Here is a 13,112-nt window from a genome sequence, read left to right as displayed (position 1 = left end):
CCCTTTCGATGACCCGTCCGCAGTCTCTCGAGCAGAGCGGTTCGCCCGGCCGTGATGACGCTACTCGCGGTGTACCGCGCGGCGATGACGATCAATGTCGGCGACCGAGTCTCGGTGCTGGCGCTTCTGCGTACGCTGGCGAACAGTTCCCGCCCAATCTGGAGTTGTCATGACGATCAGCGTGTTCGATCTGTTTTCCATCGGGATCGGGCCGTCGAGTTCACACACCGTCGGGCCGATGCGAGCCGTCGGCATGTTCGTCGACGAACTCAGCGCGCGCAATGTGGTCGACCAGGTCGTCGATGTCCGCGTCGACCTGTACGGGTCGCTGGCTGCCACCGGCGGCGGCCACGGCACCATGCCGGCGATTCTGCTCGGTCTGGAGGGCTACCGGCCTAACACCATCGAGACCGATGAGATGGAACAGCGGCTGGCGGTCATCCGGGCTGAAGGGAAGATCCGGCTCGGTGGCCGAATCGTGCTTGCCCTCACCGAATCCGATATCGCTCTGCACCCGACGCAGCAAATCGACCGTCACCCCAACGCGATGACGGTCACGGCGACCTCTGCGGACGGCGGGGTGCTGTACCGAGAAACGTACTTCTCGGTCGGCGGTGGCTTTGTCCTCACCGAGGAGGCCATGGCCGCCTCACCCGAAAGCACCAGCGAGACCGCCGCTTTCACGTCGGCAGCCGAACTGCTGGCCCTCACCGACCGTGAGCGCATCTCCATCAGTGATGCGATGATGGCGCAGGAGTCCGCGACCCGCACCGAGGCAGAGGTGCGCGAGCGTCTGCTGCACATCCGTGACGTGATGGTCGCCTGCGCGACCAACGGGATGTCGCGCGACGGCTACCTGCCCGGCAACCTGCGGGTCCGTCGCCGGGCCAAGGACTGGTTCGTGCGGCTCAATGCCGAAGACCCGCAGCGGGATCCGGCGTTCGCCGAGGATTGGGTGAATCTGGTGGCGCTGGCGGTCAACGAGGAGAACGCCTCGGGCGGACGCGTCGTCACGGCTCCGACGAACGGCGCCGCGGGCATCATTCCGGCCGTGCTGCACTATGCCTTGCACTACACGGCGGCGGGTAAGGCCGACCCCGATGACGCGACGGTTCGATTCCTGCTGACCGCCGGAGCCATCGGGTCGCTGTACAAGGAACGCGCATCCATCTCGGGCGCTGAGGTCGGTTGTCAGGGCGAGGTCGGATCCGCGGCCTCCATGGCGGCGGGCGGCCTCGCGGAAATTCTCGGTGGCACAACGCAACAGGTCGAGAACGCTGCCGAGATCGCCATGGAACACAGCTTGGGGCTGACGTGTGATCCGATCGGCGGCCTTGTCCAGATCCCCTGTATCGAACGCAACGCCATCTCCGCGGGCAAGGCCATCAACGCCGCACGCATGGCGCTGCGAGGTGACGGCACCCATCGGGTCAGCCTCGACCAGGTCATCGAAACCATGCGCGCCACGGGCATGGACATGAGCTCCAAGTACAAAGAAACCTCGACTGGCGGCCTCGCAGTGACCGTCAATGTCGTCGAATGCTGAGCCGTTGATGAGCGAGACAGTCGCGCCGGTACGAATCGGCATCCTCGGCGCAGCCCGGATCGCGCCGTTGGCGCTCATCAAACCGGCCAATGGCCGCGGCGACGTCGTCGTGGCCGCGGTCGCAGCCCGCGAGGAAGAGCGGGCCGCCGCATTCGCCACCCGCCATGGCATCGGTACGGCGTACAGCGCCTACGAGGACCTGATCGCGGATCCCGAGCTGGACGCGGTGTACATCCCACTGCCGAACGGGCTGCACGGCAGGTGGATTCGGGCTGCCCTCGAGGCAGGTAAACATGTGCTCTGCGAAAAGCCGTTCACCGCCAACGCCGCTGAGGCGGCCGACATCGCCCAACGCGCGGCCACTTCCGACCGTGTGGTGATGGAGGCGTTCCACTACCGCTACCACCCGCTGGCGCTGCGCGTCGAGGAGACCATCGCCTCAGGCGAATTGGGGAAGCTGCAGCACGTCGAGACGGCGATGTGCTTCCCGCTGCCCAAATTCTCCGACATCCGGTACAACTACGCGCTGGCGGGCGGCGCGACGATGGACGCCGGCTGCTACGCCATCCACATGGCGCGCATCTTCGGCGGTGGCACTCCCGAGGTCGTATCGGCGCAGGCGAAACTCCGGGACCGGCAGGTCGACCGTGCGATGACCGCCGAATTGCGTTACCCCGCAGGGCATACCGGACGGATACGTTGCAGCATGTGGTCGACGAGTCTCCTCGAGATGAGCGCTCGGGTCGTCGGGGACCACGGCGAGTTGCGGGTGTTCAATCCCGTGCTGCCCCAGCTGTACCACCGCCTGACGGTCCGCACCGTGAAAGGCAAACGGGTGGAACGGTTTCCGCGGCGCGCATCCTATGACTATCAGCTGGACGCCTTCGCCGGTGCGGTCTTGCGTGGTGAACCTGTCAAGACGTCTCCGCAGGACGCGGTCGAGAACATGACCGTCATCGATGCCGTGTACCGGGCCGCCGGACTTCCGGTGCGAGAGCCTGCTTGAAGCGGCGGACCATGAGGGCCACCACGGCGCCGATGGCCAGGACGACGACCGAACCGACGGCGTTGACCAGGCCGTTGGCGACGTCGAACGGGAACGTGAAGATGATGCCGAGCAGGACGGCCACCTGAATCAGCAGGCCGACGCCGACGACGGCGCTCAGTCGGACGTGCAACGCCAATAACGCGGTGGTCGGAGTGTGCTCGGTGGTGGCCGGCATGAATCGGGCCGCGACGAACTGCGTCATGGGCTTGCCGAGCAGGCAGCTGGCGAGGAACACCGCCGCCGCCACACCGCCGACGAGCGTCTGCCCAGCCAGCACGAGCCGGGGATCGGTCGTCACCAGGGCGACGGCCAGGGTGAGCCCGAACATCAGCATGAGGTACCCGGAGTAGGGATCGAGCCGACGAACCCGCACGAGCCCGTACGCGACCGGGACACCGGCGACGACCGTCGCGGCCAGGAGCGCGAAGTACTCGGAATGCCCGGTGGCGCGGAGGCCGTAGAAGGCGACCAGCGGCGTGCCGATCTCGAGGACGGTCCGGACGATCGCGCGGCGTTTGGCGGCGGATCGGGCGGCATCCGGGCGGTCGACCGGCTCCGGTTCGATGGTGTCGATCGACATGGCGGTCATGGAGATGTCCTTCCCGGACGAGTCGGTGGCGTCGCCGTGCAGCGATGCCTACAGCGTCTCGCTCGGGCGGTCCCGGGTCTGTCGGGCGACCGGTTGATGAGGGGGAGGAAACCGATGTCCACCGATCGGCGGAGCCGCTGGCGGCGCGTACCTCCGAGGCACGCCAAAAGCCCACGTCAACCGGACTGTCCGCGCTAGTGTCGTCTCGACGTCACTCCCGTAAGGAGACAGCCATGGGTAGCTATCGGACGGTCCTGGTCGGAACTGACGGCTCAGACTCTTCGATGAAGGCAGTTGAGCACGCCGCTACGTTCGCCGCTCAGCAGGGCGCCAAGCTGGTGATTGCGACCGCCCATTTCCACGAAGTCGAAAAGGGCAGTTGGGCACGAGCGGCCGCACCGGAAAAGGCCAGTGATCGTCGCGCCGAGGACGTACTCGGCCGTGACGCCGGCTACCGGGTGCACGGCGACGCGCACGTGTACGAAATTCTGCGCGACGCAGGCGAACTCGCGCGTGGCGCGGGCGCCCAGGACGTGGAAGAGCGGTCGGTCATCGGCGCGCCCGTCGAAGCGCTGACTACGCTGGCGCGCGACGTTGCCGCCGACCTGATCGTCGTCGGCGATGTCGGCCTGAACACGACCGCAGGACGCCTGTTGGGCTCGGTTCCCGCCGACGTTGCGCGCAAGGCCAAGATCGACATCTTGATCGTGCACACCGTCGACTGACCTTGTGCCGATGTCGACCCACGACTTTGCCACCTACGAGGAATTCGGCCGAAAGTTCTTCGAGGTCGCTGTCACCGCCGATCGCGTTGCCGATGGCTTCGGCACGATGGCCGGCGACACCTTTGAGCTCGGGCCCTTTCCGGCCGGCCCCGCCGGGATCGCGCGGGTGACGGCGCGGGTCAGCATCGAGCAGCCACAGGTGACACGCAGAGACGGCGACATGATCGCTTTCGACGTTCGCATTCCCCTCGACATCGATCTGCTCATCGACCTGCGCGTGGACCGGTCCCGGTTCGAGGTGACGGGCGAGATCGCGTTGATCGCCACGGCTCGCGCTGCCGAGCCGCTGCTGCTGATCATCGATATCCCGAAGCCGGAGCGCAAAGACATCACCGTGAACGTGACGTCGCAGACACTGCGCGGTGAGCTGCTGCGGATCGTGGCCGACGTCGACTCGGAGATCAAGCGCGTCATCGCCAAGCAGGTCGGCCGCCGGATCGAGGCGCCCGAAGCGCAGCAGGCGAAGGTCGTCGACATCGGTAAGCGCATCGCCAGCGCCTGGACCGGCGTCTGACGGCGCCGACGGGGTAGCGTGCCCGCATGACGGTGTACGCCATTGCGCAGCTTCGGTTTACAGATCGACCCGCCTACGACAGGTATCAGAGTCGGTTCATGGGCGTCTTCGCGCAATACGCGGGGACCATCCTCGCGGCAGACGAGGCACCCGCGGTCATCGAAGGCGACTGGGATCGCGAGAAGGTGGTCCTGATGTCGTTCCCCGACGAGTCGTCGTTCCGTGCATGGGCGAATTCACCTGAGTACCAGGAAATCTCGGTCGATCGCCGGGCTGGATCCGACGCCGTCGTCCTGCTCGTCAAGGGAATCGGTGCGCCGTAGTGGTGGCGTACCGAACAACCCCGTGGCCGGACGATTCGGCGACCGATCAGACCGGCGCGATGTAGTTGCTGCTGTAGAACTCCTCCGGGACTTGCGAATGCGCAGACGGTAGGTCCACGGCCAGCCACATGCCGGTGGCGCCGGCCGGGATGGGCGCCTGCAGCGTGATGCTGCCGCTGCCGAAGGCATCGGTGACGAGGGTTCCCGTGGTGATGCCGCGGTCACCGGGCAGACAACCCAGCACGGCGTGCGGTGCCGGGATCACCCGCACCACGTACCGCGCGTCGTCGGCGCCGTTCGTCAAGTCGATATGGGCGACCGCGATGCGACCGTCCGAGGTGATCTCGGCGAAGGGTTTTGCGCTTGCGCGACCCAATTGTGTTGTCACCAGCTGGAAGTCGCAGGTGTGCAGGTTGGCGAGCAGGAACATTCGATGTGCCGGCGATGCGGACGCCGACGTGGCCACCATCGTCATGGCCGCGCTCAATGCTGCCGAGATGGCCACGGCTCGCGCGAATTCGCCCCGTACGGTCGCTAAGGTTTTCACTGTGAACCTTCTTGCTCGTGCGTGAAATAGATTGGCGCACTACGTGTTCAACAGCCTATGAAGGTGAGGTGTCCGCCCGGATCGTGCCGTGGTCGGAGATCGGTCGAAGACTTCCTACTCCCGGGGTAGGTATCGACCGCCACCCACGGCACGATGCCGGCGCGTGCGGCGTGACTAGCGCGCCGGGGCAACGCCGTTCAAGACGAAGTCGATGACGGCACCGGCGACGTCGCGCTGCGTCTTTCCCGAGCCGACGGCGTTGTGCAACAGCGCTGTCATCATGACCGCCCCGAAAATGCTGACCGCATCGGTGTGTGGCTCCGCGACACGCTTCAGGGTGCCGTCGGCGGCACCGGCCTCGAGCACACGCGCGATGGGTTCGTAGAACGCATGCTGGACCGCCGAAGCGAGGTCGGGGAGTCGGATGGCGCGGCCCAGGTCACCGACCAGTGCCATGCTCGTCCCCGGCCGATTCATGGTGTGCGCGACCTGCGCGGTGATGACGGCAATGAGCCGTTCCCGCCCGCTTCCCGTGGAATCGGCGGCCGCGGCAACGTCACGAGCCAGGTCGCCCAGTGAATCCCGCAGCAGGAAGCCGAGGATGTCGTCCTTGCCGGTGAAGTAGTAGTACAGCGTGGCTTTCGGGACACCGGACGCGGCGGCGATCTCTTCGATCTTCGTGTTTTCGAGGCCCTTGGCGGCGATCAGGTCGGCCGCGGCATAGAGCTTGCTCGCCACTGCCGCGGGCACTGCGCGTCCGGTCTGTTCAACCACGAGTCGAAGTGTACGAGGGAGCGATCCGCGGGACCTCGCGACGGTGGAACCGACATCTAAACTGATATGTTGTACTCAGAGTCTAAACCGTGAGTTCTAGACCTGTCGGAAGGGATCACCATGAGCAGCGTCACCGCAGACGTCGTTGTGGTCGGCTACGGAGCCGCGGGCCTGTGCGCTGCGCTCGAGGCGCGGGCTCAGGGAGCGGACGTCCTCGCCATCGATCGTTTCAACGGGGGCGGCGCCACGCAGGTGTCCGGCGGGATCATCTACGCAGGCGGTGGCACGTGGGTCCAGCAACAGGCCGGCATCGATGACACTGCCGATGCGATGTACGAATACCTCCACGCCGAAGTCGGCGACTCGGTGCGGCCGGAAACACTGCGGCGGTTCGTCGACGGTAGCCCTGCGATGATCGACTGGCTCACCGCACACGGCGTGCCGTTCGAGGCCTCGGTATGTCCCTACAAGACGTCCTACCCCAACAACAAGTACTACCTCTACTACTCGGGTAGCGAGAACTCCGGGCACTTTCGTGCGCTCACGCCGCCGGTGCAGCGCGGCCACCGGGCCAAGGGTGCAGGCGCGTCGGGCAAAAAGATCTATCAGCCGCTGGTGGCGTCAGCGCGTCGGGCGGGCGTGCGCACGATGTTCCACACGCGAGCCGAGTCACTTCTGACCGATGCCGCGGGCCGGGTCGTGGGGGTCCGGACCAGCACCCTGGCGCAGGCTCCGGCGTGGGTGCAGCGTCGCTACGCGACATACGCCGCGCTGTCCGTGAAACCCGGTATCTACTACCCGCCGCTGCGCGCGGCGATGGACCGGCGGCTCGCCGCTCTCGAACGCCGTTACGCCCGAACGGTCGACATTCATGCCCGCAACGGGGTAATCCTTTGCGCCGGTGGATATATCGCCAATCGCGAGTTGATCCAGCAGCACGCTCCGGACTATCGCGATGGCCTGCAGCTCGGCACCAGCGCGGACGACGGCAGCGGCATGCGGTTGGCTGTCGACGTCGGTGCGGCCGTGGATCGGCTGGACAACGTATCAGCGTGGCGGTTCATCACGCCGCCCAGTGCGATGCTCGGCGGCCTTGTCGTCGACGAACACGGACAGCGCTTCATCGACGAAACCCGTTACGGCGCAGCCATCGGCAACGCGATGGTGCAAGGCCACAATGGGCGGGGCTGGATCCTGGCCGACCGGACGCTGCTCGAGCAGGCGCGCGAACAGCTTCCGCAGCAGGCGATCTGGTTCCAGCGCCTGCAGATGGAGGCGATGCTGCGGACCGATCGCGTGGAGGCGGCCACCATCGAAGCTGTCGCCGCCAAGGCGGGCGTCGACCCGGTTGGACTGTGCCGGACAGTCGCTGAGCACAACGAGGCCGCGGCAGCGGGGCGCCCGGATCCGATGGGCAAGCCGGCCGAATACGTGCACCCCATCGAACAGGGTCCGTACTCGCTGATCGCGATCTCGATCAAGCGCAGCCTGATCAATCCGTGCCCGATGTTCACCCTCGGCGGCCTCATCGTCGACGAAGACACCGGTGCCGTGAAAACTGCTGAGGGACAATCGATCGACGGCCTCTTCGCGGCAGGACGCACGGCTATCGGCATCTGTGCCAACTCCTACGTGAGTGGGCTGTCGCTCGCCGACTGTGTGTTCTCCGGACGGCGTGCCGCGCAGCACGCCGTCCGACGCGGTTCGGTCAGCGCTCGCTGAGCGACAGGTCGTCGTCGTCGAACTTCTGCGGCGACGGCCACGGGGCGGGGACCGGGCGCTGGCGCACGATCTGCGGCCACCAGAACCACTTGCCCAGCAGTGCGGCGATCGACGGTGTCATGAACGATCGCACCACCAACGTGTCGAACAGCAGACCCAGACCGATGGTCGTACCGATCTGCCCGAGGATCACGAGGGGGCTGAAGATGAACGCCGCCATCGTTGCGGAGAACACCAGACCGGCTGCTGTGACGACGCTGCCGGTGCCACCCATCGACCGGATGATGCCGGTGTTGAGGCCGGCATGCATCTCCTCTTTGAACCGGGACACCAGCAGCAGGTTGTAGTCCGCGCCGACGGCCAACAGCAGGATGATCGCGAGCGGCACCACGACCCAGTACAGATGGATGCCGAAGATGTACTGCCACACCAGGACCGACAATCCGATCGAGGCGCCGAGGGACAGCACGACGGTACCGACGATGACGGCCGCGGCCACGATGCTGCGGGTCACGATCACCATGATCAGCAGGATGAGCGCGACTGCCGCCAGCGCGGAGATCAACAGGTCGTACTTGGTGCCCTCTTGGATGTCCTTGTTGGTGGAGCCGATACCGGCGATGTAGATCTTGGCATCCGACATCGGTGTCGCCTTGAGGGCGTCGAACACCGCGTCCTTGATCGCGTTGATGTGCGGGATGGCCTCGGGGTTGTGGTGCGTCAGATTGTGACGTTCAACGAGAACCAACGCCTACGGGCCGCCGCGCGAGAACTCTTGGAGCAGGACCGGGTGACCGGCCTCGACAACGCGATCTCGTTGCGCGACCGACTGTCTTCCTTGCTGTCCCGGACCGGCCATGCCGCCGAAGGCGTTTCGGTTGCGCGTCTCGATATGGACGAGTTGGCGTTGGTGACCGCGGCCTATGGCCGTGGTGCGGGAGACGACCTGCTGAACCTGGCCGCCGGCCGTATCCGATCGAGCGTCGGCCTCGACGATGTCATCGCACGGCTGGACAGCGGGCAGTTCGCGGTACTCATGGACGGCGGTGTCGAGCGCGGCCGGGCCGTGGCAGACCGCCTGGTCCAGGCATTCGCCGACCCGTTCATCATCGACGGGCACGACCTGCTGATCCGACCGAGCGTCGGCCTGGCGGTGGCCACCGAGGGCGAAGCCGACCTGACTGCCGACGATCTGCTCGCGCGAGCGGCGGCGGCCGTTCAAATCGCCAAGAACTCGCACCTGCGAAGTGCGTACATCCACGGCAGGGACAGCGACATTGACGACGACGCTGCGACGACAACGCGCACCGCGGCCTTGGGAGCACGGCCGACCGAGACGGTCCGGCTGCTGGGCCAGCTACGCCAGGCGATCGACAGTGAGGCACTCTGCCTGTATTACCAACCGAAGTTCGACCTGATCTCGGGCGCCATGATGGGCGTGGAAGCCCTATTGCGTTGGCCCCATGCCGAACTCGGCCTGCTGGCCCCCGACCGCTTCTTGCCGTTGGTGCGTTCGCATGGCCTGACCACCTTGGTGAACGATCTGGTGATCGAGCGGGCGCTTGACGACGTTGCCCGCTGGCGCGGTGAGGGACTGGCTGTTCCCGTGGCAGTCAACGTATTCGCCAATTGCCTCACTGACATCGCCTTGCCCCGGCGGATCGCCAAGGCGCTGGAAGAACGCCGGATCTCTGCGGCCGACCTGACGCTGGAGATCACCGAGGACTTCATGCTGAGCAAGCTGGGACGCGTTCAGTACGTCTTGAACGGGTTGCGCCACACCGGAGTACGGGTCGCGATCGATGATTTCGGCAGCGGCTATTCAACGTTGAGTTACCTGCGCGACCTTCCGGTGGACGAAGTCAAGCTCGACCGGCAGTTCGTCGCATCTGTCCTCAAGGACGATCGTGCCGCCGAAATCGTCCGCTCCATCATTTCGCTGGCCCATCATCTGGGTGCCCGCGTCGTCGCTGAGGGCGTGGAAGACGGCGAAACTGCCGCTCGGCTCAAGCAATTCAAGTGCGACGTTGTGCAGGGCTATCTCTACAGCACGCCCATCGCCGCTGATCGCGTGCCCGCCTGGCTTCGTGAACGGCGAGACTTTCCGCCGAGCATTCCGCGGCCCGTCGCAGCGAGCATCTAGCGGGCCGAGTTCTGTGACCCGCGTTCTCGGAAATTGTGCGGATCTATGGGCGCACCGAGAGCGAGTAAGCGCTGAGAGTCTGCACCAATCATCGGGCCATGAGCGGCGCGAGCCACGCGAGTTCGTCTTGCATCAGTGGGTTCCAGAACGCGGGGGCGTGACCGCCGGGTGAGAGACCGCCTGCGGCGCCGTTCGGCAATTGAGCGATGAAAGCTCTGGTTGCGGCAGCGAACCCGTCGCTCTCACCGCAGTCGATCCGGATCGGAATCGAGGCCAACGAGCGCTGTCCCCATACCGAGTTCGCGGCATAGTCTTCCGGGCCGTCGAAGGCTCCCTCCGGCACCGTTTCAGGCGAGGTCCACAGTGCTGGGCTGACAGCGCAGATCGCCGCCGTCCGGGCGCGACCCAACCGGGCGCCCAAGAGAAGTGCGCCGTACCCGCCCATTGACCAGCCCAGGAACCCCACCCGCGACGTATCCAGGCCCTGCCCGGCCAGCATCGGTATCAGCTCATTGAGCACCATGGCTCCCGGGTCGTCTCCGTTGGCCCGCTTGTGCCAAAAGTTGTCGCCGCCGTCGACGCCGACGACTGCAAACGGCGGCAATCCTGCCTTCACAATCTCATCCAGGCGGTCCGGAAAGTCTGCCGACATGGTCTCGTCGAGATTGCTGCCCCTGCCGTGCAACGCGATGACAGGGCGAAGCGGCCCACCACGGCCGGGTGGCCGTGCGATGGCCCACCTGGTTGACACGCCGCCCCGCGCCTCGGAGAGGAAAGTATTGGCTCCGCTCGTTGCGGGGGCCGGATGTGCGGTGGCACGGGGCCGGCGAACAGTCGTGCCCAGTACATACGCGCCGACGGCTCCGGCGCCGGCGATGGCGCCGCAACCGATGAAGGCGCGCCGGGTCAGCTGGGCCATGGCGCCATCATGCCATCAACCCGGCGCAGCAGGCGTGGCGATTTGCCCAGAGCTGCGTAGCGACGCAAATGGAGTTCGATGATGTCGAAATGACCATCTGACGCGGGAAGTTTTCGCGTCTGCGGTAACTTTGGACCGGTGGCGACCATTATGGCGGGGAGCCGCATGTTGATGTCGATGCGAAAGCGCTGGTGGGGCAACGTGACCGGGGTGTATCGCTCCACTCCCTTGGACAGGTCTTGGTCCGGCAGTCGGATAGTTGCAGTCGTCGGACCCTTGGAGGGGCTCACCGCCGATGAGGTGCAATCCCGACTGTCGACGATAGTCACAAGTTCGGCAACCCCCAGGATTGCGATCGCGCCAAGCCAGAGCCAAGCGTGCTGGCCGTACCGTCCTGATCTCATCGACGATGCGGTTCACGTCGTGGCAGACACTGCCTCAATCGATCTCGGCGCCTTTCTCACCGGGATCGGACACCGCCAGGGTCGGCGGAATCCAACCGACGTCTTCGTCTCCGGCGGTTTCCTTGCCGTCGAATACCCACACGCGGTCGGTGACGGACATTACGGGTTGAGCATCATCGGTGCGCTGGCTGCCGGACTACCGGAGTTGCCGTCGGATCTGCCGCATACCGTGGTTTGGCGGGCGTTGTGGCGGCACTACGCTAGGCGCCCTGCGCTGCTGAGATCGCTCTGGACTCTGCGAAAAGAACAGCGGCGCAGAACTTCTGGTATTTCCGAAGCCGGCGCCGTGGCCGATTGGCGGTCGTTGAGGCGAGTCGCCACACGTCGGTTCGATGCGCGCCAGATCGGTCGATTGCAGGATTGGGTTGACAAGCATGCGCCCGACTCGACGCGGGTGGCGGTGATGTCAGCCTTGTGGCTCGCCGCGCTGCGATCAGTGCAGCTGCCCATCGACGAGCATGTGGTGGTGTTGTTCAATTGCCGGCGGTACCTGCCTCGCGAATATGCGGCCGCCCTGGGAAATTTCGCGATCGGGATTCCACTTAGGATAGGTACATTGCCGCCGGACCAGATCACGGCTCAGCTGCGCAAAGTGACTGAAACAGGATGGCCCATCATGTCCATCGGGATCGGCGCGCTCCGCTCGTTGTTGGGTGGCTTTACCCGCACGAGAGCCGCAGAACCAGACGTTGGCACAGAACGGATTCGGCTGTCCGTGAGTGATATGGGCCGGCTTCCATTCGATCACCTACCGTGGGTGCGTGATGCGCCGCAACTGGCGACTGCGTTCGTCGACCTCGATCGACCCGATGCGATGACGCTACTGATTTCCGACACCACCAACAGTCGCAACGTCTCCGTCACATACTGCGAAGCCACCGTGTCGGGGGAAGTTGTGGAGGCGGCGCTTGACCGGATGTACACGGAGCTGACGGAACTGCTGTCTGCGCTGTGATTTCGGTTGGTGATCCAACCGCGTGCTCGGCCGTCATCTGCCGGTCGGATCAACCGACAGGTGTCCGCACCGAGATGATGTTCGATGACGAAGACAACCGGCCGACACCATCTTGAGCGCGCACTCCGTACAGGTAGGTCTGGCCGGGTAGGGCCGATCGGTCGGCGAGGGTAGCCGACGATCCCGACGCCACCATGGTCCAGTACTGTCCCGAGGGGTCGCCACGCCAGAGGTAGTAACCGACGACTCCGGAACCCTGTCCGTCGTTCGATGCCTGCCAGGCCACCGTGACGCTGGTCGGGGCGACGCTGACGGCAGTGACGCCCGCCGGTGCGGTCGGCGGGGTGACATCGACGTTGCCGTCCCATTGCTGCAGCACGCGTAAGCGGCTCCACGGAATCGCGTTCATGTCGTAGTAGTCCCATGCGAGACCGGCACTTTGGTAGGCAGCCGGAATCTGGCCGGGCTTGCCGATCAGGCTCGGATCACTTTCGAAAACCACCGCGATGGACGCCCCGGCATTGTCGACGACGTACGCACCGAATGTCTGGAGTGCCTTCGCGATCACTTGTTGCCCGTAAGGCAGTGCGCCGACGTTGATCGACGGATCCAGTTGAACCCGTGAGCCTTCGGGGACGCAGTTCGCGCTTGCGTCGAAACCGTCGGTATGCGATGCGGGGTAGCGAAAGTACCCCGGACACGCGAGGCTCGATGCAATGGCCAGTGCGTGCGGAATCAAACCTGCCTGGATTTCGCGCATCCTGACGACGCCGGCGAGTCGCG

Annotated in this window: 14 protein-coding genes and 1 pseudogene; 8 read left to right on the top strand and 7 right to left on the bottom strand. The window is 65.4% G+C overall.

Annotated features, from left to right (window positions below):
• The first annotated feature begins 169 nt into the window (after positions 1 to 169).
• Entirely contained in the window at positions 170 to 1,546 is a 1,377-nt protein-coding gene (locus ACJEIK_RS14850; RefSeq protein ID WP_409429912.1) for an L-serine ammonia-lyase, read from the top strand.
• 7 nt (positions 1,547 to 1,553) lie between these two features.
• Positions 1,554 to 2,552 carry a Gfo/Idh/MocA family protein gene (locus ACJEIK_RS14845; protein ID WP_135355287.1) on the top strand — a complete coding sequence of 333 codons (999 nt, stop codon included), beginning with the start codon at positions 1,554 to 1,556 and terminating at the stop codon, positions 2,550 to 2,552.
• On the opposite strand, the gene ACJEIK_RS14840 is transcribed toward ACJEIK_RS14845, so the two are convergent.
• The gene (locus tag ACJEIK_RS14840) at positions 2,500 to 3,183 is read right to left on the bottom strand and encodes a VC0807 family protein (RefSeq protein ID WP_064858237.1); all 684 of its coding nucleotides are present in this window, start codon (positions 3,181 to 3,183) and stop codon (positions 2,500 to 2,502) included. The genes ACJEIK_RS14845 and ACJEIK_RS14840 overlap by 53 nt on opposite strands.
• Before the next feature lie 233 nt (positions 3,184 to 3,416).
• Here ACJEIK_RS14840 and ACJEIK_RS14835 point away from each other — a divergent pair, with 233 nt between their 5' ends.
• From ACJEIK_RS14835 to ACJEIK_RS14825, 3 genes are read left to right on the top strand one after another with little or no spacing between them, the layout of a single operon-like run.
• The gene (locus ACJEIK_RS14835; RefSeq protein WP_061007371.1) at positions 3,417 to 3,908 is read left to right on the top strand and encodes a universal stress protein; all 492 of its coding nucleotides are present in this window, start codon (positions 3,417 to 3,419) and stop codon (positions 3,906 to 3,908) included.
• Between the two features lie 10 nt (positions 3,909 to 3,918).
• Positions 3,919 to 4,482, top strand: a complete 564-nt coding sequence (locus tag ACJEIK_RS14830; protein ID WP_061007381.1) for a hypothetical protein — start codon at positions 3,919 to 3,921, stop codon at positions 4,480 to 4,482.
• 26 nt (positions 4,483 to 4,508) lie between these two features.
• Positions 4,509 to 4,805: a DUF1330 domain-containing protein gene (locus ACJEIK_RS14825; RefSeq protein ID WP_061007370.1), complete on the top strand. Its 297-nt coding sequence runs from the start codon at positions 4,509 to 4,511 to the stop codon at positions 4,803 to 4,805.
• Positions 4,806 to 4,851: 46 nt separating this feature from the next.
• Here the strand turns inward: ACJEIK_RS14825 and ACJEIK_RS14820 are convergent, their stop codons facing one another.
• Together ACJEIK_RS14820 and ACJEIK_RS14815 are read right to left on the bottom strand one after the other, a co-directional pair.
• Positions 4,852 to 5,352 (bottom strand): hypothetical protein, encoded by a 501-nt coding sequence (locus ACJEIK_RS14820; RefSeq protein WP_409429911.1) that lies wholly within the window; start codon positions 5,350 to 5,352, stop codon positions 4,852 to 4,854.
• A 174-nt stretch (positions 5,353 to 5,526) separates the two neighbouring features.
• Positions 5,527 to 6,126: a TetR/AcrR family transcriptional regulator gene (locus ACJEIK_RS14815; RefSeq protein WP_409429910.1), complete on the bottom strand. Its 600-nt coding sequence runs from the start codon at positions 6,124 to 6,126 to the stop codon at positions 5,527 to 5,529.
• Between the two features lie 120 nt (positions 6,127 to 6,246).
• On the opposite strand from ACJEIK_RS14815, the gene ACJEIK_RS14810 reads away from it, so the two are divergent.
• Positions 6,247 to 7,848 (top strand): FAD-binding protein, encoded by a 1,602-nt coding sequence (locus tag ACJEIK_RS14810; protein WP_409429909.1) that lies wholly within the window; start codon positions 6,247 to 6,249, stop codon positions 7,846 to 7,848.
• On the opposite strand, the pseudogene ACJEIK_RS14805 reads toward ACJEIK_RS14810, so the two are convergent.
• Positions 7,835 to 8,563, bottom strand: a pseudogene (locus ACJEIK_RS14805) (MMPL family transporter); the annotation flags it as partial. The gene ACJEIK_RS14810 and the pseudogene ACJEIK_RS14805 overlap by 14 nt on opposite strands.
• 75 nt (positions 8,564 to 8,638) lie before the next feature.
• Between ACJEIK_RS14805 and ACJEIK_RS14800 the strand changes: the two are divergent.
• A complete protein-coding gene (locus tag ACJEIK_RS14800; RefSeq protein WP_165605493.1) occupies positions 8,639 to 9,991 on the top strand; it encodes a bifunctional diguanylate cyclase/phosphodiesterase in 1,353 nt (450 codons plus the stop codon).
• 88 nt (positions 9,992 to 10,079) lie between these two features.
• Here ACJEIK_RS14800 and ACJEIK_RS14795 read toward each other — a convergent pair whose 3' ends face one another.
• Positions 10,080 to 10,910 (bottom strand): alpha/beta hydrolase, encoded by an 831-nt coding sequence (locus ACJEIK_RS14795; RefSeq protein WP_064858242.1) that lies wholly within the window; start codon positions 10,908 to 10,910, stop codon positions 10,080 to 10,082.
• Positions 10,898 to 11,239, bottom strand: coding sequence for a hypothetical protein (locus ACJEIK_RS14790; protein WP_131808694.1), 342 nt, complete (start codon positions 11,237 to 11,239; stop codon positions 10,898 to 10,900). The genes ACJEIK_RS14795 and ACJEIK_RS14790 overlap by 13 nt, the downstream gene beginning before the upstream one ends.
• Before the next feature lie 94 nt (positions 11,240 to 11,333).
• Between ACJEIK_RS14790 and ACJEIK_RS14785 the strand changes: the two genes are divergently transcribed.
• Complete coding sequence (locus tag ACJEIK_RS14785; protein WP_165605494.1) at positions 11,334 to 12,329, top strand: hypothetical protein; 996 nt, start codon at positions 11,334 to 11,336, stop codon at positions 12,327 to 12,329.
• A 49-nt stretch (positions 12,330 to 12,378) separates the two neighbouring features.
• Here the strand turns inward: ACJEIK_RS14785 and ACJEIK_RS14780 are convergent, their stop codons facing one another.
• Positions 12,379 to 12,897, bottom strand: coding sequence for a fibronectin type III domain-containing protein (locus ACJEIK_RS14780; protein WP_212811439.1), 519 nt, complete (start codon positions 12,895 to 12,897; stop codon positions 12,379 to 12,381).
• Positions 12,898 to 13,112 lie beyond the last annotated feature (215 nt).

The organism is Mycobacterium sp. SMC-16, from assembly GCF_046250085.1.
In the GTDB taxonomy this organism is placed as follows: domain Bacteria; phylum Actinomycetota; class Actinomycetes; order Mycobacteriales; family Mycobacteriaceae; genus Mycobacterium; species Mycobacterium phocaicum.
The sequence above is the reverse complement of the archived record's forward strand: the minus strand, read 5'-3'. Positions and strand labels throughout refer to the sequence as shown.

Excerpts from the sequence above, each read along its gene's own strand:
- ACJEIK_RS14840 (WP_064858237.1), bottom strand. The coding sequence starts at position 3,183 with ATGACCGCCATGTCGATCGACACCATCGAACCGGAGCCGGTCGACCGC.
- ACJEIK_RS14850 (WP_409429912.1), top strand. The coding sequence starts at position 170 with ATGACGATCAGCGTGTTCGATCTGTTTTCCATCGGGATCGGGCCGTCG.
- ACJEIK_RS14810 (WP_409429909.1), top strand. The coding sequence starts at position 6,247 with ATGAGCAGCGTCACCGCAGACGTCGTTGTGGTCGGCTACGGAGCCGCG.
- ACJEIK_RS14835 (WP_061007371.1), top strand. The coding sequence starts at position 3,417 with ATGGGTAGCTATCGGACGGTCCTGGTCGGAACTGACGGCTCAGACTCT.
- ACJEIK_RS14830 (WP_061007381.1), top strand. The coding sequence starts at position 3,919 with ATGTCGACCCACGACTTTGCCACCTACGAGGAATTCGGCCGAAAGTTC.
- ACJEIK_RS14795 (WP_064858242.1), bottom strand. The coding sequence starts at position 10,910 with ATGGCCCAGCTGACCCGGCGCGCCTTCATCGGTTGCGGCGCCATCGCC.
- ACJEIK_RS14825 (WP_061007370.1), top strand. The coding sequence starts at position 4,509 with ATGACGGTGTACGCCATTGCGCAGCTTCGGTTTACAGATCGACCCGCC.
- ACJEIK_RS14845 (WP_135355287.1), top strand. The coding sequence starts at position 1,554 with ATGAGCGAGACAGTCGCGCCGGTACGAATCGGCATCCTCGGCGCAGCC.